Raw genomic sequence first — 21,341 nt, forward strand, 5'->3', positions numbered from 1 at the left:
TCGGTTTCATGGTTTTGATGAGGCCGAAAGCTTACCAGCAGCGCGTTGCAAATCCCGAAGGACTTCGACGGCGCGTTCGCCCTCTTCGACCGGAACGAAGATGTGATCGTGATACGCCGCCGCAATCACATTGCAACTGATGTTCGCCTCGCCGAGCGCACGCGCGAACGCCGCCGTCAAGCCGACCGCGTTCAGATCCGAATGAACGGTCAGCGTGATCCAGGCCGCGCGAAAGAGCGGCGCGACGCCGGCCGCCTGCGCCGCGCTTTCTTCCATCACGACCGTCAATCCCTCGCGCTCGCGGAACGTCGCGACGATGCCCGCGCCGCTCGCCACCGCATCGTGCGGCAGCGACGCGAACACGTACGCGCCCGGCTGCAGTTCGGGCTCCATCGACGCGATCAGCGTATCGAGATCACGCAGCATCTTCGGTCTCCCGTGTCCGCGCCAAAACCGGCCGCAGCGCAGCGCCGGTATGACTGCGCGGATGCGTCGCGAGCGTGTCCGGGTCCGCCGCCGCGACGATCGTGCCGCCATTCACGCCGCCTTCCGGGCCGAGATCGAGCACCCAGTCGGCTTCGGCGATCACATCGAGATCGTGTTCGATGACGATCACGCTATGCCCGCCATCCACCAGACGATGCAGCACGCGTATCAGCTTCGCGACGTCCGCCATATGCAGGCCGACGGTCGGCTCATCGAGCACATAAAGCGTGTGCGGCGGCTTCTGGCCGCGCCGCGTGACGTCGTCGCGCACTTTCGACAGTTCGGTGACGAGCTTGATGCGCTGCGCCTCGCCGCCCGACAGCGTCGGCGACGGCTGGCCGAGCGTCAGATAGCCGAGGCCGACATCGCGCAGCAATTGCAGCGGATGCGCGATGCTCTGCATCGACGCGAAGAACTCGACGGCTTCGTCGATCTCCATCGTCAGCACTTCGCCGATGTTCTTGCCGCGCCATGTCACCGCGAGCGTTTCCGGATTGAAGCGCTGGCCGTGGCACACGTCGCACGGCACTTTGACATCGGGCAGGAAGCTCATCGCGATGGTCCGCACGCCCTGGCCTTCGCATGCCGGGCAACGGCCATCGCCCGTGTTGAACGAGAAACGCGACGGCGTGTAGCCGCGCGCGCGGGCCTCGAGCGTATCGGCGAAGAGCTTGCGGATCGTGTCCCACATGCCGATGTAGGTGGCCGGGCACGAACGCGGCGTCTTGCCGATCGGCGTCTGATCGACTTCGAGCACGCGATCGATAGCCTCGAAACCGGTTACGCCCGCGCAGCCCTGCCACGCATGCGCGACATCGAACGTCGGACGCGGCGCTTCGCGCGCGAGCACGCTGGCGCGCGACCCGGCAGCGGGCTTGTCCGCTTGCGCGGCCTTGCGCGCGCGCCGCACCGCAGGCGACGACAACACCGAACGGCCGACGGCATCGAGCAGGTTCGTCATCAGCACGTCGCGCGCGAGCGTCGATTTGCCCGAACCCGACACGCCCGTAATCGCGACGAGCCGATTCAGCGGCATCGTCGCCGTCACGTTGCGCAAGTTGTGCAGCGTCGCGCCTTCGACCGTCAGCCATTGCTCCGGCACGGCGGCGCGCTTCGCGGTCGCCGCGCGCACTTCGCGGCGCGGCTGCAACGGATGCACGATCGGATTCGCGAGGAACTGGCCCGTGAGCGACGCCTTGTGCGCCGCGAGATCCGTCACGTTGCCCTGCGCGACGACCGTACCGCCGCGCTTGCCCGCGCCCGGCCCGATATCGATGATGTGATCCGCGCGGCGAATCGTGTCTTCGTCATGCTCGACGACGACGAGCGTATTGCCTTTGTCGTTCAGCTTCTTGAGCGCGGAGAGCAGGATCAGGTTGTCGCGCGGATGCAAACCGATGGTCGGTTCATCGAGCACGTAACACACGCCTTGCAGATTACTGCCGAGTTGCGCCGCGAGACGGATGCGTTGCGCTTCGCCGCCGGAAAGCGTCGGTGCGGCGCGATCGAGGCTCAAATAGCCGAGCCCGACTTCTTCGAGGAATTGCAAGCGCCCTTCGATTTCACTGACCACGTCACGCGCGATATCCGCATCGCGGCCCTTGAGCTTGAGCGATGCAATCCACTCGCGCGTATCGCTGACGGTCCATCGTCCGACTTCCGTGATCGGATAATTGCCGAACGTGACGGCGCGCGCAACATCGTTCAGACGCGTGCCTTCGCATTCCGGGCAGGGCTGATCCACGATATCGTCCGGTTCCTGATCGACCGAGCCGATGCTCTGCTCGCGTCCGCGATCGTCCTGCGCGAAGAGCGTGTCGTCGAACGCGGCGCGCTGTTCGCGCGTGAGCTTCACGCCCGTCCCGACGCATGTGTTGCACCAGCCGTGTTTGCTGTTGTACGAGAACATGCGCGGATCGAGCTCCGGATAACTCGTGCCGCAAACCGGGCACGCGCGCTTCGTCGAGAACACGCGCGTTTCTTCCTTGCCGCGACGCGCGCCGTCGTGCCACGACCCATGCAATTCATCGAGCGGCGCGCAAAGATGCATGACGCCCTTGCCGATTTCGAGCGTGTCGTCGAGCAAACGCCGCAGTTCCGCTTCGTTGTCCGCCGACACGACGAGATCCGCAACCGGCAATTCGATCGTATGTTCACGAAAGCGATCGAGCTTCGGCCACGGACTCACGGGCAGAAATTCGCCATCCACACGCAGATGCGTATTGCCGCGCGCCTTCGCCCATTTCGCGAGATCGGTATAGACGCCCTTGCGATTGACGACGAGCGGCGCGAGCAGTCCGACATGCTGCCCCTTGAAATCGCGCATGATCTGCGCGGCGATCGATTCGGAACTTTGCGACTGGACCGGCGTGCCATCGTGAATGCAATGTTGAATGCCGAGCTTCACGTACAGCAAGCGCAGGAAGTGCCAGACTTCGGATGTCGTCGCGACCGTCGATTTGCGTCCGCCGCGCGACAGGCGCTGCTCGATCGCGACGGTCGGCGGAATGCCATAGACGGCATCGACTTCCGGACGGCCCGCCGGCTGCACGATGGAGCGCGCATATGCGTTCAGCGATTCGAGGTAACGGCGCTGACCTTCGTGGAAAAGGATATCGAACGCGAGCGTCGACTTGCCCGAACCGGACACGCCCGTCACGACGTTGAACTTGTTATGCGGAATATCGACATCGAGCGACTTCAGATTGTGCTCGCGCGCGTTGACGATCCGCACCACGTTCTCGCCCTGCAACGCACGTCGCGCGCTCGCGACTTCCGCCGCGAGTTGCAGCGGCACGCCCGCGCGCTTTTGAGCCGCGCCGGGCGCCATCGCTTCTTCGTATTCGACCAGCGCGCGGCCCGTATGCGATTGTTCGCATGCCGAAACATCGTCCGGCGTGCCGACGCATACGAGCTGCCCGCCGCCATCGCCGCCTTCCGGACCGAGATCGATGATCCAGTCGGCCGCGCGAATCACATCGAGATTGTGTTCGATGACGATCAGCGAATGACCGCGTTCGAGCAGGCGCCGCAGTGCCTGCATCAACTTCGCGATGTCGTCGAAATGCAGGCCCGTCGTCGGCTCGTCGAACATGAAGAGACGGCTTTCGCTCTTGCTGGTCTGCGACGTTTCGGCGAGAAAGCCCGCGAGCTTCAGACGCTGCGCCTCGCCGCCCGAAAGCGTCGGCACGGGCTGGCCGAGCTTCACGTATTCGAGACCGACATCGACGATCGGCTGCAGCACGCGCAGCACTTCCTTGTCGCCGGCGAACAGCGCGACGGCTTCGCTCACCGTCAGTTCGAGCACATCGGCGACGCTCAACTGACGATCGCCGCGCTCGATCTTCACTTCGAGGATTTCCGCGCGATAACGGCGTCCGTCGCAATCGGGGCAACGCAAGTAGACATCGCTCAGGAACTGCATCTCGACGTGCTCGAAGCCCGAGCCGCCGCACGTCGGGCAGCGTCCATCGCCCGAGTTGAAGCTGAACATGCTCGCGCTATAGCCGCGCTGCAACGCGAGCGGCGCCTTCGCATAGAGCTTGCGAATTTCGTCGAACGCGCCGACATAGCTCGCCGGATTCGAGCGCGCCGTGCGGCCGATCGGCGACTGATCGACGAACACGACATCGCTCAAATGCTCCGCGCCCTTCAGGTCGCGATACGCGCCGGGCGCTTCCGTCGCCTTGCCGAAGTGACGCATCAGCGCGGGCGCGAGCACGTCCTGGATCAGCGTCGATTTGCCCGAGCCCGATACGCCCGTCACGCACACGAGACGTTGCAGCGGAATGTCGACCGTGACGTCGCGCAGGTTGTGATCGCTCGCGCCTTCGAGCGTGAGGCGCGGCGTGTTCGCATCGACGACGCGGCGATTCCAGTTCGACGCATGCGCGACATGCTTGCGGCCGCCGAGATACGCGCCGGTGAGTGTGTCGGTGACTTGAATGTCGTCGGGTGCGCCGTCATAGACGATCTGCCCGCCGCGCTCGCCCGGACCCGGTCCCATGTCGATGAGACGATCGGCCGCGAGCATCACCGACGGATCGTGCTCGACGACGACGAGCGTATTGCCCGCGTCGCGCAGACGATGCATCGCTTCGACGATGCGGTTCAGATCGCGCGGATGCAAACCGATGCTCGGTTCATCGAGCACGAACAGCGTGTTTACGAGCGACGTGCCGAGCGCGGTCGTCAGATTGATGCGCTGCACTTCGCCGCCGGACAGCGTGCGCGACTGGCGATCGAGCGTCAGATAACCGAGACCGACATCGCAGAGATATTTCAGGCGCGTGCGGACCTCGGCGTGCAAGAGCTTGAGCGCTTCGTCGAGCAAGGTCGACGGCAGCGTCAGCGAATCGAAGAAGCGGCGGATGCGCTCGATCGGCATCAGCATCAGATCGTGCACCGTGAGGCCCGGCAGCGCTTCGAGTTGCGCGCGCGTCCAGTCGACGCCTTCCGGCATGAAGCGATCTTGCGGCGCAAGCACTGCGTCGGCCTGTTCCTTCGTGCCGAGACGCCACAGCAGCGATTCGGTTTTCAGACGCGCGCCGGCGCACACCGGACACGTCGTATAGCTGCGATATTTCGACAGCAGCACGCGGATGTGCATCTTGTACGCCTTCGACTCCAGATAATCGAAGAAGCGCTGCACGCCGTACCACTGGTTCTGCCACTTGCCCGTCCAGTCCGGCGAGCCCTTGATGACCCAGTCACGCTCCTGCTGCGTGAGATCCTTCCACGGCACGCCGAGGCGAATGCCCGCCTTCGCGCCGTAGCGCACGAGATCGTCCTGGTTCTCTTTCCACGCGGGCGTCTGCAATGTCTTGATCGCGCCTTCGCGCAGCGTCTTCTTTTCATCGGGGATGACGAGACCGTAATCGACGCCGATCACGCGTCCGAAGCCGCGGCACGTCTCGCAAGCGCCATACGCGGAATTGAACGAGAACAGCGCCGGCTGCGGATCGGCGTAGCGCAGATCGCTTTCCGGGCTGTGCAGGCCGGTGGAAAAACGCCAGATCTCCGGCTCGCCTTCGTCTTTCAGCACATAGACGTCGACGCGGCCCGTGCCGCGCAGCAACGCGCTTTCGATCGCCTCCAGCGCACGCGAACGCTCGATGTTCTGCAAGCGAAAACGATCCGCGACGACATCGAGCATCTGCCGTTTGCCGCTTGCGGTTTCGACGTGGCGTTTCGCCTGCACGCGCGTATAGCCGCTCGCGGAGAGCCACTGCTCGACCTCCTCGTCGCTCGCGGTGTCGGGCAATTCGACCGGAAACGTGATCGCGAGACGCGGATCATCGGCCCGCGTGCGTTCGAGCAGTTCGGCGTAGATCGTCTCGGGCGTGTCGTGACGCACGCGATGCGACGTCTTCTTGTCGAAAAGTTCGGCGGCGCGCGCGTAGAAGAGCTTCAGATGATCGTTCAGTTCGGTCATCGTGCCGACGGTCGAACGCGAACTGCGCACCGGATTCGTCTGGTCGATGGCGATCGCGGGCGGCACGCCGTCCACGCGATCGACCTGCGGACGGTCCATCCGGTCGAGAAACTGGCGCGCGTACGCGCTGAAGGTTTCGACGTAGCGCCGCTGGCCTTCCGCGTAGAGCGTGTCGAACACGAGGCTCGACTTGCCGGAACCGGACGGGCCGGTCACCACCGTCATCTGGCCGGTGTGCAGGTCGAGATCGAGATTCTTGAGGTTGTGCTGACGTGCGCCGCGAATGCGGATTGCGTTATTCGATGCCAATTTTTCAACCGGTTCAATAAGTTAGGCGGCACCCTCGAAGTGTTCGACGAGGTCGCACGAGTGTTCGGAAGTGCGTGGCCGCCATAGCGATCAGTACTGTACACGCATACAGTGTTTGCCGCCAAACGTGTCGGAAGTGTCCGGTGACACTGCGCAAGGGGCTCGCCTGCTCGGCGATCACTTCAGATGTTCGATGACCGCATCCGCGACGGCATCCGGCGCCTCGCGCAGCGGAAAATGCCCGGCGCCATCGATAACGACGCGCCGATAGCCCGCCGTGAAGTAGCGCGCTTGGCCTTCCGAGCTCGCCGGTTCGTCGCAGGCGTCCGCGCCGCCTTGAATCATCAAGGCCGGTACGCCGATGCGATCGATCGTCGCAAGCCGCGCGTACAGATCGGCGAGCGCCGGATCGGACGGCTGATCGCTCCGCCAGCGCCGGCGATACGCGTTCAGCGTGATCGGCACCCAGTCGGGATTGTCGAATGCGCGCGCCGTCGCCGCGAATTCGACTTCGTCGAACCAGCCGGGCGGCGACCATGTGTCCCACTGGATGCGCGCGAAGCCTTTGGGATTGGCGGCGACGGCGTCCGGGCCGCCGTCGAGCGACATGAACCATTGGTACCAGAAGCGCCGCGCCTGCGAGAAGTCGGGCAATTCGAAGACGCCGCGCGGCTGATACGCCAGCGCGAGCGCGGCCATGCGGCGCACGCGCTCGGGAAACAGCGTGGCGATCGTGTAGGCGGCGCGCGCGCCCCAGTCGTGGCCGACGACATCGAACGTGGCGATGCCGAGCGCATCGGCGAGATCGACGGCGTCTCGCGCGAGCGCGACGCCCGAGCCGTCGCGCACGGCGTCGTCGCGCAGGAAACGCGTGCCGCCCGCCCGGCGCAACTCCGGCACGACGGTTCGATAGCCGGCGTCGTTGAGCCGCGCGGCCACGGCATTCCACGCGCGCGCCGCATCCGGCCATCCGTGGATCAGCAGCACGACGGGCGCGTCGGCGGGACCGGAATCGGCGTAAGAGATATCGAGCGTCAGCGTGCGCGCGTGGCGTGCGAAATCCAGCATGGCGAGACTCCTCGAAAGCGAGGAGTCATTCTAGCGAGCAGTGAAAACACGCGCTCGGCGCGCTCACGCCCCGATCAACACCCCGCTCCTGATCGCCTTCTCACCCGTTACGCGTCCCATCGGCGCGCCCGCGTACACGAAGCGGACCGCGCGTCGCATGTAGAACACGCCGTCGTTGGCCGTCGTGACGGTCGTCACCGAGTCGGTGACCGGATCGACGATATCGAAGACCGGATCGCCCGCTTGCAGCCGCGCGCCCACTTTCGCGCGATACACGACGATCCCGCTCGCCGGCGCCGTCAGTTGCTGGCTGCCCGCGAGCGGCGTCGCGGCCTGCGCGAGCGGCGGCGCGTCCTTCGCCTCGCCTTCGATCACGCCGCGCGCGATCAGATAATCGACGATGGCCTCCGCATCCTGCGACGCCGTGTCGTAATCGACATCGCGCTGGCCGCGATGCTCGATCGTCGCCGCAATGTTCGGCGCGCCGAGCGGCGTTGCATCGCCGAGGCGCTCGCGCAGCTCGTTCCACAAAAGCGCATGAACCTCGTCGAAAGATTGACCGCCCGAATCCGTCGCCAGCAGCACGCCGTTCGCGCCGAGATAGCGCGCGAGCGGCTCGATCGCGGGCCAGCTCGCGGGACTCGTGTAGATGTGCATCGTCGCTTCGAGCGAGCAATGCAGATCGAGCACGACATCCGCTTTCGACGCCAGCCCGAGCAGCGCAAGCCGCAGCGATTCGAACTCGTTCTTCGCGGTCGTTTCGCCGAGCATCTCGACGAGCGCGCCGCGCAGCAGACGCGCGTTGTGCGCGGCATCGCCGGACGATAAGCGCGCGCCCACGCGTTCGATCAGCGCGGCAGCGGACGGCATCGGAAAATTGCGGTTGAAGTTGTGGCCGCTGTTCGCCTCGAAGCGCCCGAGGAATTGCCCGAGCACATGCTGCGACAAGCCGATGGGATTCGCCACCGGCACCAGCACGATTTCGCCGCGCATGCGCCCTTCGGCTTCGAGCGCGGCGAGACGCTGCTTCAAGGTCCACGCGGTGAGCATGGCGGGGGTTTCGTCGGCGTGCAGCGACGCTTGCAGATAAACGCTTTCGCCGTTCGCGGCATCGCCGAAATGAAAGCTGACGAGTTCGCGCGACGTGCCGAGCGTCGTCGACACGAGCGGATGACGTTGAGTGTGCATGTTCAGTCGCCGTAGACGTCGAAATCGAAATACTTGCGCGCGATTCTTTGATACGTGCCGTCCGCGCGCATGTCGCCCACGGCCTTGTCGACCTGGGCCTTCAGCGCCGCATCCTCCTGCCGCAGACCCATGCCGACGCCGTGATCGCCCATCGACAGCGGCTCGCCGACGAACGCGAAGCCCGCGCCGCGCGGCGTCTTCAGAAAGCCGTGCTCCGCTTCGACGGAACCGAGCAGCGCGGCATCGATGCGTCCCGCGGTCAGATCGTTGAGCACGCCGTCCATGCTCTGATACGCGACCACTTCGACGCCGCCCGGCTGCCAGTTCTTCATCGCGTAGGTTTCGAACTGGCTGCCGCTCTGCACGCCGATGCGCTTGCCGCGCAAGCCCTGCGCGCTCGCCGTGAGCGGCGCGCCCTGCTTCGCGATCAGCCGCGAGCGGAACTGGAAGAGCTTGGTGGAGAAAGCGATCTGCTTCATGCGCTTGTCGGTGATCGCCATCGACGACATGATCCCGTCGATCTTGCGGGCCTGCAGCGCGGGAATCATCCCCGAGAACTCGAGTTCGACCCACTGGCAGCGCATCGCGATGCGGCGGCAGATTTCATCGCCGAGATCCACGTCGAAGCCCGCGACGTGGCCATCGGGCGTCTTCACGTCCATCGGCGGATAACCGGGATCGATGCCGAGGCGCAAGGTGTCGGCGTCTTTAGCGTGAACCGGCGCGGCGGCGGCGAGCGCGGCGGCGAGAAAAAGCGTGCTGAGTCTGAGCATGAACGCGGTGCCTCCTGATTGTGGCCACCGATGGTACGGGCCCAAAACGCTCGCAAAAAGAGGCGTTTTGCTTATCATGTTCAGTTTTCGAGATCACCGACGGAGACGCCGAACGTGGATCTGACTCTCACGCAGTTGCGCATGTTCGTCGCCGTCGCCGATGCGGGCAGCGTGCGCGCCGCCGCGCGCCGGCTCGACGTTGCGCAAAGCGGCATCACGCAGCAGTTGCAGAAGCTCGAAGCGATCGCGGGCGGGCCGCTCTTCGAACGCGACGTGCGCGGCGCGCGGCTCACGCCGATCGGCGAGCGCTTGCGTGTACGCGCCGACTTGATTCTGGGGGAATGCCGCAAGACGGAAGACGAGATGCGCCAGTTGCGCGGCGAACTGACGGGTCGCGTCGCGCTCGGACTCGCGGCCGAAGCGACGATGCGGCTTTTTCCCGCGCTGCTGGCGAGCTATCGGGAGCGCTGTCCGCGCATCGATGTGCATCTGACGAGCGCGACGTCGCGGATGCTGACTTCGTGGGTCCGCGACGGCAGCCTCGATTTCGCGCTCGCGCTCATCGCACCGGGCGCGGACATCCACGACATGGAAACGACGCCGCTCTTCGATTCCGACGTCGCGGTGATCGCGCGGCGCGGTCATCCGCTCGCACGTTCGCGCGCACTGGCCGACTTGCAGAACGCCGAATGGGTCAGCACACGCCAGCGCGGCGGCGGCGCGCCGGCCAACAAGCTATCGGCGCTCTTCGAGCACGCGAAGCTCGCGCCGCCGCGCATCGCCGCGACGACCGAAGCGGTCTTCGACACGCTGCATTGCCTTGCGTCGAGCGATTATCTCGGGCTCGAACCCGCGAGCCTCGCCGGACATCCGTTCTTTCGCGAGCACGTCGAGATCGTGCCGATCGCCGAACGTGCCGGGAGAACGCCCGTCTGCCTGCTGCGCTGCGCGGGCGTGCCGCTCACGCCCGCCGCGCAGGAACTCGCGACGATGGCCGTGTCGTACGCCCGGATGCTGCCGACTCAACGCGATGCGTGACGCGCATGCGAGCCTTTGGACTTCGCGGCCGCGTTCCTGCGGCGCGTCGCCCAGCCCTTCTTCGCGGCTGCCGAGCGATCCGCCGCCGAGCGCCGGCTCGCGGCTGCATGCGTCTGCCGCGACAGCGACTTGTGCGAAGCGGCCTTGGTGCTTTCGCGCTTGAGCACGCGCGTGGACGTTGCCGAGCGCTTCGCCTTCGACTCCGTGCTCGGGCTCTTCTTCGTCCGATGCGCGGCCTTGGTGTCCTGCGCGGCCTTCTTGCGTGTCGCCTCGGACGCCGTGCCCTTCTTCGGCGGCTTCATCTTCACGCCTGAGCGACGCGCCTCGGACAAACCGATGGCGATGGCCTGCTTCGCCGATTTCGCGCCGTGCTTGCCCTCGCGAACGTGATCGATCTGCTCCTTCACGAATGCGCCGGCTTGCGTGCTCGGGGACTTGCCTTCGCGTTTGGCTTTCGCCGCGCGCTCGAGAGTTTTCTTTTCGGGCATGTCGGACCTCCTTGGTGAAGTGGACTTGCCCTGACGAAGCGAGCAACGTGCGTGCCCGCCTCGCCCGAAAACCTTACTGTGTAAGACGCAGCACGCCTAGATTGCCCGCGATCTGCTGGAAGATCTGATTGAGCGTCGTGTTGCTCGGCGCGTGATAGTAGTTGCCGGGGCTCGCGCAGTTCTGCATCGTCGTCTGCGCGCTCACGCTGGCCGTATCCGTTCCGTAAGTGCCGAACGTAATCGAATAGATGATGATGCCGTCCTGCTTCATCGCCGAGCACACCGCGAGCTGGTAGGTGTTGATGTCGTCGACGGAGCCCATCGAGCCGGGGCCTTTGGGGAACACCGTGCTCGACGTCAGATCCGCGCGGCCCACGCCCGACAATCCGTTGAATGCCTGCGGCGGCATGAAGCCCGTCGATCCGCCCGGATCGTTCTCGCCGTCCGTCAGCACGATGACCACGCGCTGCAAGCCCTGCGTCGTCTCCGGGCGCGGCAAGGACGTGTCGGTAGAAATGAAGCCGTTGCCCGCGCCCGCCACATTGTCCGACCACGACGACTTCAGCATGCGCCAGCCCCACAGGAGACCGGTCGGGATCAGCGTCGAGCCGGCCGCCTTCATGTTGGTGATGGCGGTCGTCAGATCGCTCTGGCTCTTCGTGAGAAAGAGCGCAGGCGCGATGTTGCACGGACCGTTGGTGCCGTAGTTGGTATTGCCGTTCTGATCGTAGGTCGTGGTTGAAGTCGAATTGCTGCTCGAATTGACGTACCACTGGTCGTAAATCGCGGGCGGCGTTGCGCCCGAGTATGTCGTACCACACGAAGTCGTCACGCTGCCGCTCGTGAGATACGTGAGCGGCGCGCCGACCGTGACGGTCGGGTTGCTGTTGATCGTGCAGGTGGTGATCTTGTTCTTCGTCGATTTGGTGTACGTGTAGACCGAGAAGCTGTTCTTCGGCACATTCCAGAAGAAGGGCCTGAAGTTCGGCGACGACGCCGGCTCGTAGGCCTCCGCGCGCAGGTTGCCGCCCGCGTCGCGCGGCTCGACCGCGCAGCCGCCCCAGCCCGAACCCTTCCAGTTCTTGCTGGCGGTCATCGACATATGCTGGGCGTTGTAGTTGTCGAACAGCGGCGTGATCCACTTGCCGGTGGGCTGCAACGCATTCTTGACGTTGACCATCGTCGTGAACGGCACGAGGCCGACATACGAATCGGTCGTGGACGACTGGAAGATGCTGGTGACGAGATTCTGCGCGGCCGCGCGCAAGCCCGTGATCTTCGTGCCCGCCGTGTAGTCCTTGGTGTTCGCGTAGTCGGACATCGAGCCGGTATTGTCGAGCACCATCACCAGTTCGAGCGTGCTCTTGGGCAGGCGCAGCGCTGCGTTGCTCGCGCTGACGGTCGCCGTGTCGGGATTGGTCTGGTTGTTGCCGCTGTCGGAACCCGTGTCCGTCTTGGCCTTGCCGAAGAAGACCGGCGCGAGCAACGGCATCGAGCCGGATGCCGAGAGCTTGATGGTCTGCCCCGTCGCGGGCGCGCCCGTCACCGACGCCGAGAAATTCGCGTTGGGCATGTTCAGCGACAGATAGCCGGACGGCATGTTGACGTCGTAGAACGCGCGCGCGTCGGTCTTCCAGTTGGCGAGATCGGCGGGCTTGGTGGTGTCGTAGTGCGCGAGATCCGCGCCCGCCGAGAGCGTCGCGACGTCGAGCGCCATCTGCATGCGCGCCTGCGTCATTTCGTAGTGGATCGAGTCGATGGCCATGCACATCGAGCCGATCATCATGCTCGCGCAGATCGCGAACATCATCGTGACGGCGCCCTCGTCGCCGCACACCAGATTGCGCGCGCTGCGCGCGCTCAGAGGGCCGTGCTGCTTTCGCATTGCGATGTCGACAAGGTCGAGGATGGGTTCGAGAGCGCCAGCACCTGCCCGTTGCGCGGACGAACGAAGACACGCTCGTAGATCGTCGTCTCGCCCGGAGCGCTGCGCCAGAACGGCGCGGTCATCGAGAACGGCGTGTAACGGTAGAAGACTTCGATCGCCACCGCCGAATCGCCGTAGCGGAACGGCCAGTTGCTCGGCACGACCTTCGTCGCCGTGACGCTCGACGTCATGCCCGTCGGCTGCCATTTCGGCTTCGCGCTCCACATGATCGCCGGCGTGCCCTTGGTCTGCGCGAGCGTTCCGCCCATCTGCGTGCAATTGCAGTTCACATTCTGGTCGCAGATCGCCGTGATGATGACGCCGCCCTTGCTGTCGAGCGTGTTCGGCTGCGCGAGCGTGACCGCCGCCGCCCAGATCGACGTGAGGCTGTTCGCGTTGGTCGCGTTGTTCTTGTCCGACGTGTCGTCGATGACGTTGCTCATCTGGCCGATCGAATCCGCGAGCGTGAACGCCGTATGCTCGACGAGACTCACGGCGCGCATGTACAGATACAGCTCGGTGAAGCCGAGCAGGATCAGCAGCATCACGGGCACGACGATCACGAATTCGATCGTCACGGCGCCGCGCTCCGAGCGCATGAGCCGTCTCGACACCGAGCGCGCGCGTCGCGTGACGGCCGCCGCGAACAGGGATCGCATCGTTGCGCTGACGGGCTTCATTTTTCGTTTTGCACGAGATAGTTGCGTTGGAAGGTCATCGAGTTGATGCCGAAGAGCTTCGGAATGCCCGAGAAGGTCGGCATCGTCACCGTGATCTGGTAGAGCACGACATCGCCGAAGCCGCCCATCGTGTCCTCGTAGTTGCCTGCGGAAATATCGTTGTACGAGTCGTACGCGTAGGTCTTGATATCGACGGTGCCGTTGATGTTCTTCCAGCCGCCGAGAATGTTGTTGACGATGCGCGCCGCCTCCTGGCTGCGCGTGCCGCTCGACGGATCGGTCGTCGTGAGCCCCGCGCGCGAGGCCTGCTGCGCCGCGTATTGCACGGAGGCGTCGACGATCATGTCGAGCGCGACTTCGACCGTGCCGAGAATCAGGATGAACAGCACCGGCGCGACGATCGCGAACTCGATCGCCGATACGCCGCGCTCGTCGCGCGCGATGCGCTTCCAGAAGCGGCGGTTTCCGAGCGACCGCGCGCGCAAGATCATTTCACGCTCGCCGTCTGGACCTTGGGCGTCGCGATCGCGGAGACGGCGACGCTCTTCGACGGCTGCGCGCTCGTCTGTCCGTCGCGCTCGCGCTGCAGTTCGTAGTAACGCAGGTTGTCGCGCACCGACGCCTTGGGCAAATCGCGCGACAGGATCGCGGCGGCGGCTTCATCGTTGCCGAGCAGGCCGTACGCGAGCGCGAGATTCTGGCGCGCTTGCGGCGGCGCGGCGGGAAAGCGCGTCACGTCGAGCAGCACGTTCGCGCCCTGACGCGGATCGCCCGACAGCGTGAGCGAAAGACCGAGATTCAGCGACAGCATCGGATCGCCCGGATTCGCGATCAGCGCTTCGCGCAGCAGCGCTTGCGCGTGCGCGTGATCGCCGGAGAGATCGAGCGCCGCGCCGAGGCCCGCGCAGGCGAGCGGATCGTTCGGCGTGATCGCGAGCACGCGATGATACGTCGCGATGGCGTCGGCGAAACGTCGTTGATGAATCGCCACGCGCGCGATGCCGATGAGCGGCGGCGTCGCCTTCGGATCGATCTGGCTCGCGCGCTGATAGTAGACGCCCGCGCGCGTGAAATCGCCGACGCCGTACAGCGTGTTGCCGAGACCCGTCAGGCCGGGCACGGACTTCGGATCGGCCTGCACGATCTTCTCGTACAGCGAAGTCGCGAGCTCGAAGTTGTTCGATTCGAGCGCCGTGTCGGCGATGCGCAGTTCGCTCATCGTGCTCGGCGCGGAGTTGCGCAGCACGGGGCGCGTTTCGGTCACCTGGCGCACGGTGGTCGTGCAGCCGGTGGCGGCCAGCACGAGTGCGAGCATGGAGGCGAGTGCCGCGATACGCGCGGTGCGTTGGAAGGATGGCTTCATTTATTTCCCGCGATGAACGCAAGCAACTGAATGACGGCAGGGCCCGCCGCGATCGAGATGATGGCGGGCAGAATGAACAGCATCATCGGCACGACCATCTTCGGCGCGAGCTTCGCGGCCTTCTCTTCGAGCGAGACGATATGCGCGAGACGCTCGGTGCGCGACAGCGTGCGCAGCGCCTGCGTGATGGGCGTGCCGTAGCGCATCGACTGCGTGAGCGTCGAGATGAGCGCGCGAATCGACGGCAGATCGATGCGCTCGGCGAGATTGTTGAGCGCGCGCGTGCTGTCGCCGGATAGCTTGAGCTCGTCGGCGGCGAGCGCGAATTCGTCGGAGAGCGGCGGGCAGATCGTCTTCAGCTCGTTGGCCACGCGCCGGATCGACACGCCCAGGCTGTTGCCCGCGTTCGTGCAGATGACGAGCAGATCGAGCGCATCGGGCAGGCAGCCGGCCATCATCTTGCGGCGGCGCGACGCCCGGAACGCGACCACGTACTCCGGCAGGATCATGCCGACGATGAACACCATCAGCATCGCGATGCCGCGTGCGGCCGGATACGCGCCGACCATCGGAATGCGCGAGCCGAGCATCACGGTGGCCGCCGCGCAGGCGAGCCCGCAGAAGAATTTCACCGCGAGCAGGATCGACACCGCGAGGTTGCTGCGATAGCCGCTGCGCACCATTTCCTTCTGTAGCTTGAGCCGATATTTCGCATCGAAGAACGGGATCTTGTCGCCGATGCGCGCGAGCCGGCGCATCACGCGCTCGCCGCGCGTCATCGTATCGCCGTCGTCGTCCGTCGCGACGTTGTCGGAGCGGTGCGTGGCCGCGGCCATGCGCGCGCGCTCCGCGATGCGCCCGCGCGTGCCGCCGTGCTTGGTCATCCACCAGATGGCGAGCGCGGCGAACAGGCCGAACAGCATCAGCAGATTGATGAGCGTTTCGAACTGGTTCTGGTTCATCGCGAGGTATCGAGTTTCGACATCTTGCCGATCACGATCAGGCCCACGACGATGGAAATCACGCCGAACGTGAGCACGTTGTTACCCGAATCGGTGTTGAACAGCACCATCAGATAGTCGCGGTTGAGCGCGTACATCGATCCCATGATGACAACCGGAATCGCCGCGAGAATCTTCGTCGTGATGCGCGCCTCGCCCGTCAGCGCCTTGGTTTTCTGGCGAATCTCGCGGCGCGTGCGAACGATGCCCGACAGGTTTTCCAATGTCTCGCCGAGCTGGCCGCCGGTTTCGCGCTGCAGCAGCAGACATACGCAGAAGAACGAAAAATCCGCGATCTCGATGCGCCGCATCGCCACCGCGAGCACTTCTTCCAGATCGAGGCCGACCTGCAGCGAGTCGGCCATCAATTGGAACTCGCTCTTGAGCGGCTCGCGGCATTCGCTCGCCGCGCTGCCGATCACCTGCGTCACGGGCACGCCCGCACGCACCGCGCGCACGATCATGTCGATGACATCGGGGAAGCCGTCGAGAAAGCGCTTGCGAAAACGCTCGACGAGAAAGCGGTACGACTGGGTCAGCGCGAGCGCCGGCAGGCCGATCGACACGAGCGGCGGCAGAAAATCCGGCATCGGCGCGAAACGGTTGACGATGACGGCGACGAGCTCGCCCGCGAGCGTCGCGACGATCACGATACGAAGGCCGTTCGCGCCCGCGACCGTGCGCAGGCGCGCGAGGCGCGGCCCGGTCCAGCGCGTGAAAGCGTTCTCGTGGCGATTGACGTGGAAGATGTCGAGATCGTGCTTGCTGGCCTTCGCCACGTTCGCGCCGCGCCCGGCGAACGATGTCTGCATGCGTTGGCGGATGCGCGACGGCGGCTGATTGTTGCGCATGTCCTGCACGATGACGACCATCACGCCGAACAGCATCACGCAGACGAACGAAGCGACGGTGATGAGATTGACGAGGTTCATGGCTTCATCGCTTCCAGAAGCGCATCTTCGAGGCCGTAGTACGCGGCGCGCTGCGCGAAGGCCGGACGCACGGCGGCGGTTTCGAAGACGCCCTTCACTTCTTCGCTGTAGGCGCTCGCGTCGTAGCGGAACGTGAACAGATCCTGGGTGATGATGACGTCGCCTTCCATGCCGACGAGCTCGGTGATGCGCGTCACGCGCCGCATGCCGTCGCGCATGCGCTCGATCTGCACGATGAAATGCACGGCGCTCGCAATCTGACGGCGGATCGACAAGAGCGGCAGGTTGCCGTTCGCCATCATCACCATCGATTCGAGACGCGTGATGCCGTCGCGCGGCGTGTTCGCGTGGATCGTGGTCATCGAACCGTCGTGGCCGGTATTCATCGCCTGCAGCACGTCGAACGCTTCGGGGCCGCGCGTTTCGCCGAGGATGATGCGGTCCGGGCGCATCCGCAGCGCATTGCGCACGAGATCGCGCTGCGTCACGGCGCCGAGACCTTCGGCATTCTCCGGCCGCGTCTCCAGACTCACGACGTGCGGCTGCACGAGTTGCAGTTCGGCCGCATCCTCGATCGTCACCGTGCGCTCGCCGTGGCCGATGAAATGAGACAGCGCGTTGAGCAGCGTCGTCTTGCCCGACCCGGTGCCGCCCGACACGATGATGTTGAGGCGGCATGTGCTCGCGAGCTTGAGCACGGTCGCCATTTGCGCGGACAGGTTGCCCTGCGTCGCCATGCGATGCAGCGTGATGTTGCGCTTCGAGAACTTGCGGATGGAGATCGACGCGCCGTGGATCGCGAGCGGCGGCAGCACGACGTTTACCCGGCTGCCGTCGGCGAGACGCGCATCGACCATCGGACTGCTTTCGTCGACACGACGTCCGACGCCCGCCGCGATGCGCTGCGCGACGTTGACGACGTGCGCGTTGTCGCGGAACTTGCAGTTGGTCAGTTCGAGCCGGCCGTGCCGCTCGACCCAGACCTGATCGGGACCGTTGACGAGCACGTCGGTGATGGTTTCATCGGCGAGCAAGGGTTCGATCGGGCCGAGACCGAACATGTCGTTCAGCAGCTCGCCGACGATCTGCACCTGCTCCGCGATCGTGACGTTCAGGCGCTCGCGCTCCGCGACATCGAGCACCAGCGTTTCGACCGCAGGCTTCATCTGCTCGCGCGTCTTGCCGACGGCCGCCGACGGATTCATCGCCGCGAAGACGCCCGCGCGGATCGTCTTGAAGAGATCGGAGCGCACGAGCGCTTCGTTGCCGTCCGGCTGCTGCGAGCGCACGGGCGCAGGCGCGGGCGCGGCGGCCTGCTTCTCGACGAGCGAAAGCGGCGGCGCCTCACCTTGCGGCTGTCCGTTCGCGCCGTCGCGGGAATCGGACGGCGGCTCTGCGCGCACCTGCTTTTGCCCGAACATCACGCCCTCCGGAGCTTGAACTTGCTCAGGAACGAGCGCTCGACCGTCGCGTGCTGGCCGGTGAGGTCATTGGCGATGCGCGCGATAGTCTGCGTGAAGCCGTTCTGCGCGCGCTCGACCGGCGCTTCGCCAAGGTTCTCGGCGGTCGCGAGCGCTTTCGGCTCGAACTGCACTTCGTGCAGCACGGTGCGGCCGATCGCCGTCATGAAATCCGTTTGCTGCACCTTCCCTGCGGCCGCCGCGTTCGGATTGTTGAGCACCACGGAAGTCGGCGGATTGTTGTCGCGATCCTCGATGTAGCGCAGCATGCGGATCGTCTCGCGCGTCGCATGCACCGAGCGGTCCGCGACGAGATACACGCGCGACGCGTGATCGAAGGCTTCGGCGGCGAGCGGGCCGTTCGGATCGCCGATATCGAGAATCACGTAGTGGAAGCTGTCGCACAGAAGCTCGACGACGCGGCGCAGCGCGCCCGGCTCGAACTGCTTCGTCGTGCCGTAGTCGATATCCGCCGACAGGATGAAGAGGCGGCTGCCGTTCGAGACCAGCGTGCGTTCGACATATTGCGGATCGAGACGATGCACGTTCTGCAGCACGTCGACGAGGCCGTTGTTGCTCTGCGTGCCGAGCATGCTGTTGGCGGCGCCGCCGCACATCTTCAGGTCCACGTACGCCACGCGGCGATGCGTGTCCTCGGCGAGATAACGCGCGAGATTGAGCGCGAGCGTCGTCACGCCGACGCCGCCGCGCGCGCCCGCGAACGCGATGGTCTTGCCGGCGCGCGCGAGCGTCACCGGGCTCACCTTGCCCTCGGAGACGTTGACGGTGCGCTTGAGCAGCTCGACCGTCAGCGGCTTGACGAGATAGTCGCGCACGCCGATCTTGAGCAGGCTGCGGAACAGGCCGACGTCGTTGCGCTCCCCGATCGCGACCACCTGCACCGAGGGCTCGCACACTTCCGCGAGACGGCCGAGGTCGGAGAGCGGCATCACCGATCCTTCCAGATCGACGAGCAGAAAGAGCGGCGATCGCTCGATCTTCGACAGATGCGCGATGGCGTCGTCCACGTTGCCGACGGCGATGTGAACGTGCGGCATCGCCTGTTCGAGCACGAAGCTCTTCAGGACCTGCTCGGTCTTGCGGTCCGCCACGAACGCGATGAAGTCGGCGATCCGGACGCCCTGCTTGCCTTTGAAGAAGCTGATCTCGGTGGTGCTCATGTTCTCGGTCCGTGAAGGCGCTAGTTCGAATCGCGCGTCGACGACTTGTCGAGCTGGAGGACGTGGCCGGTTTCGTAGCGGCGCATCGCACTGGCGGCGGTCGCGCCGTCGGCGGGGCCGAGCGGCTGCGGCGCGACGATATCGGCCGGATGCGCGAGCTGCGCCGCGAGATTCGTGTAGGTCGCGCAGCCCCATTGCATCGACGGGCGCTGCCTGCCGGCATCGGAGAGAACGGGCGGGCGCGAGAGCGCCGCGCAATCGGGCGGCACGGCGCCGGTGCCGTCATAGCCGATCACCGATTCGTTGGGCATGTTGCGCGGCGGGTGGAAACACCCGGACAGGCCGCACGCGAGCGCGAGCAGCACGGCGAGGGTCGAGACGCGGGTCGGGCGAAGTGCGAGTTTCATGGCTGGGCGCTCAGTAGACGTAGCCCGCCGCGCCGACGAGACGCGGTTCGGTTGCGGACGGCTGCGCGCCCGCCTTGCGCTGGAAGCTGTATTCGACGTCGCTCGAAGGCGAGATCAGCGAATCGAGCGGCGAACGCAGCTTCGCGGGATCGGTCGGCTCGACGAGATACGGCGTCACCATGATGACCAGCTCGGTCTTGTTGTTCTGGTAATTCGACGACGAGAACAGCTTGCCGAGCACCGGAATCGAGCCGATGCCGGGAATCTGCGAAACGATGTCGGTGGTATTGCTCTGCAACAGCCCGCCGATCGCGAAGCTCTGGCCGCTCGCCAGCTCGACGGTCGTATCGGCGCGGCGCACCGAGAGGCCCGGCACGGTCACGCCGCCGGTCGTCACGCTCGCGGTCGAATCGATCTGGCTCACTTCCGGGCGCACCTTCAGGCTGATGCGGCGTTCGTTGAGCACGGTCGGCGTGAAGTCGAGCTTGACGCCGAACTGCTTGAATTCGACCGAGATCGCGCCGTTGGTCTGCGAGACGGGAATCGGAAACTCGCCGCCCGCGAGGAAGCTCGCGGTCTGGCCGGACATCGCGACGAGATTCGGCTCGGCGAGCACGGTGAGCAGGCCTTCCTGATTCAGTGCGTCGATGAGCGCGCGAATGTCCGTATTGCCCGCCTTGAAGCCCGCGAGAACGGAGAACGCGTTGTTGGACGGCAGGTTGATCGGATACACGACGCCGCCGTTCGAACCGACGATCGGCTGGCTCAGATTCTGGATCGCGCGGCCCGCGAAGAGCCCGCCGAGCCAGTTGCCCGAATTGCCGAGCGCCTGCCAGTTGATGCCGAGCTGCTGCGTCACGTTGCGGTCCACTTCCGTGATGCGCACGCGCAACTGCACCTGCAGCGGACGGTCCACCGTCAGGCGGTTGATGAGCACTTCCTTGTCGGCGAGAAACGGCGTCAGCGCCTGCACGATCGCATCGGCATCGCTGGAAGTCGGCACCTGGCCGGAGACGAGCAGCGAGCCCTGGCCCGAGCTCGTCTGCAGGTTCAGGTTCGGAAAGCGCGCGGCGAGCATGTTGCGCACCGAGAGCATGTCGCGCGCGACGACCACGGTGCGCTGAAGCAGCGTCTTGTTGCCCGGCCCGAGCACATACAAGGTCGTCGTGCCGTTCTTCTTGCCGAGCACGAACACGGTCTTGGGCGAAGGCACATGCACGTCCGCGATCGACGGGTCGGCCACGAACACCGAAGTCGCATCCTCGGGCAGGCGCAGCATCGTGCCCTTGCCCGCGTCGAGCGTAAGCGGGCCGAGCGTGACGGCGGCGTCCGCCTGGGCGGCGAGCGCGGTCCGCGCAGGCGCCGCGGCGCGCACGCGAGTCTGCTGCGCGAGCTGCATGGCGGGCGCGGCGTCATCGCCCGGCTTCGTGGACATGACCGGCTGCGCCGCCGCTACGGACCCCGCCAGCAGCGCGCCGGCGCACGCGAGCGCGATTCGTGCGTTCCGCACGGTTCGCGCGCTCCGTCTTTCGATGCTGCTGAAGTCCAACTGCGTTCTCATGAGATTCGATCCTGGCACTGTGCTGCCGTGACTTGATGCTGCTGC

General features: G+C 65.4%; 17 protein-coding genes. 1 reads left to right on the top strand and 16 read right to left on the bottom strand.

Annotated elements, in window-relative coordinates; translation table 11 throughout:
- Nucleotides 1-6 precede the first annotated feature (6 nt).
- From NCS02_RS18790 to NCS02_RS18810, 5 genes are all read right to left on the bottom strand, one after another.
- Nucleotides 7-426, bottom strand: coding sequence for an ACT domain-containing protein (locus NCS02_RS18790; protein WP_250458001.1), 420 nt, complete (start codon nt 424-426; stop codon nt 7-9).
- Nucleotides 416-6,229 (bottom strand): excinuclease ABC subunit UvrA, encoded by a 5,814-nt coding sequence (gene uvrA, locus NCS02_RS18795; RefSeq protein WP_250440712.1) that lies wholly within the window; start codon nt 6,227-6,229, stop codon nt 416-418. The genes NCS02_RS18790 and uvrA overlap by 11 nt, the downstream gene beginning before the upstream one ends.
- A gap of 177 nt (nt 6,230-6,406) precedes the next feature.
- Nucleotides 6,407-7,297, bottom strand: coding sequence for an alpha/beta fold hydrolase (locus NCS02_RS18800; protein WP_250523259.1), 891 nt, complete (start codon nt 7,295-7,297; stop codon nt 6,407-6,409).
- 63 nt (nt 7,298-7,360) lie between these two features.
- Complete coding sequence (locus NCS02_RS18805) at nt 7,361-8,485, bottom strand: succinylglutamate desuccinylase/aspartoacylase family protein (RefSeq protein ID WP_250503085.1); 1,125 nt, start codon at nt 8,483-8,485, stop codon at nt 7,361-7,363.
- 2 nt (nt 8,486-8,487) lie between these two features.
- Nucleotides 8,488-9,258, bottom strand: a complete 771-nt coding sequence (locus tag NCS02_RS18810; protein WP_008352936.1) for a transporter substrate-binding domain-containing protein — start codon at nt 9,256-9,258, stop codon at nt 8,488-8,490.
- Between the two features lie 114 nt (nt 9,259-9,372).
- Between NCS02_RS18810 and NCS02_RS18815 the strand changes: the two genes are divergently transcribed.
- Entirely contained in the window at nt 9,373-10,296 is a 924-nt protein-coding gene (locus NCS02_RS18815) for a LysR family transcriptional regulator (protein ID WP_250503086.1), read from the top strand.
- On the opposite strand, the gene NCS02_RS18820 is transcribed toward NCS02_RS18815, so the two are convergent.
- The 11 genes from NCS02_RS18820 to NCS02_RS18870 form a co-directional block, all read right to left on the bottom strand.
- Nucleotides 10,281-10,784 (bottom strand): DUF6496 domain-containing protein, encoded by a 504-nt coding sequence (locus NCS02_RS18820; protein WP_008352931.1) that lies wholly within the window; start codon nt 10,782-10,784, stop codon nt 10,281-10,283. The genes NCS02_RS18815 and NCS02_RS18820 overlap by 16 nt on opposite strands.
- 73 nt (nt 10,785-10,857) lie before the next feature.
- Nucleotides 10,858-12,669, bottom strand: a complete 1,812-nt coding sequence (locus tag NCS02_RS18825; RefSeq protein WP_250458006.1) for a TadE/TadG family type IV pilus assembly protein — start codon at nt 12,667-12,669, stop codon at nt 10,858-10,860.
- Nucleotides 12,645-13,391 (bottom strand): TadE/TadG family type IV pilus assembly protein, encoded by a 747-nt coding sequence (locus tag NCS02_RS18830; RefSeq protein WP_250503087.1) that lies wholly within the window; start codon nt 13,389-13,391, stop codon nt 12,645-12,647. The genes NCS02_RS18825 and NCS02_RS18830 overlap by 25 nt, the downstream gene beginning before the upstream one ends.
- Nucleotides 13,388-13,882: a TadE/TadG family type IV pilus assembly protein gene (locus tag NCS02_RS18835; protein WP_008352927.1), complete on the bottom strand. Its 495-nt coding sequence runs from the start codon at nt 13,880-13,882 to the stop codon at nt 13,388-13,390. The genes NCS02_RS18830 and NCS02_RS18835 overlap by 4 nt, the downstream gene beginning before the upstream one ends.
- Nucleotides 13,879-14,754: a tetratricopeptide repeat protein gene (locus NCS02_RS18840; RefSeq protein ID WP_250503088.1), complete on the bottom strand. Its 876-nt coding sequence runs from the start codon at nt 14,752-14,754 to the stop codon at nt 13,879-13,881. Before NCS02_RS18840 ends, NCS02_RS18835 begins: the two co-directional genes overlap by 4 nt.
- Nucleotides 14,751-15,716: a type II secretion system F family protein gene (locus NCS02_RS18845; protein WP_175979507.1), complete on the bottom strand. Its 966-nt coding sequence runs from the start codon at nt 15,714-15,716 to the stop codon at nt 14,751-14,753. The genes NCS02_RS18840 and NCS02_RS18845 overlap by 4 nt, the downstream gene beginning before the upstream one ends.
- Entirely contained in the window at nt 15,713-16,687 is a 975-nt protein-coding gene (locus tag NCS02_RS18850) for a type II secretion system F family protein (RefSeq protein ID WP_175979508.1), read from the bottom strand. Before NCS02_RS18850 ends, NCS02_RS18845 begins: the two co-directional genes overlap by 4 nt.
- Nucleotides 16,684-18,108: a TadA family conjugal transfer-associated ATPase gene (locus tag NCS02_RS18855; protein WP_008352923.1), complete on the bottom strand. Its 1,425-nt coding sequence runs from the start codon at nt 18,106-18,108 to the stop codon at nt 16,684-16,686. The genes NCS02_RS18850 and NCS02_RS18855 overlap by 4 nt, the downstream gene beginning before the upstream one ends.
- Nucleotides 18,108-19,328 carry a CpaE/TadZ family protein gene (locus tag NCS02_RS18860; RefSeq protein ID WP_008352922.1) on the bottom strand — a complete coding sequence of 407 codons (1,221 nt, stop codon included), beginning with the start codon at nt 19,326-19,328 and terminating at the stop codon, nt 18,108-18,110. Before NCS02_RS18860 ends, NCS02_RS18855 begins: the two co-directional genes overlap by 1 nt.
- Before the next feature lie 20 nt (nt 19,329-19,348).
- Nucleotides 19,349-19,735: a CpaD family pilus assembly lipoprotein gene (locus NCS02_RS18865; RefSeq protein WP_175979509.1), complete on the bottom strand. Its 387-nt coding sequence runs from the start codon at nt 19,733-19,735 to the stop codon at nt 19,349-19,351.
- A 10-nt stretch (nt 19,736-19,745) separates the two neighbouring features.
- Nucleotides 19,746-21,134 carry a type II and III secretion system protein family protein gene (locus NCS02_RS18870; RefSeq protein WP_033536724.1) on the bottom strand — a complete coding sequence of 463 codons (1,389 nt, stop codon included), beginning with the start codon at nt 21,132-21,134 and terminating at the stop codon, nt 19,746-19,748.
- Between the last annotated feature and the right edge of the window lie 207 nt (nt 21,135-21,341).

The sequence above is a fragment of the Caballeronia sp. NCF2 genome (genome assembly GCF_023631205.1).
Lineage (GTDB): Bacteria > Pseudomonadota > Gammaproteobacteria > Burkholderiales > Burkholderiaceae > Caballeronia > Caballeronia zhejiangensis.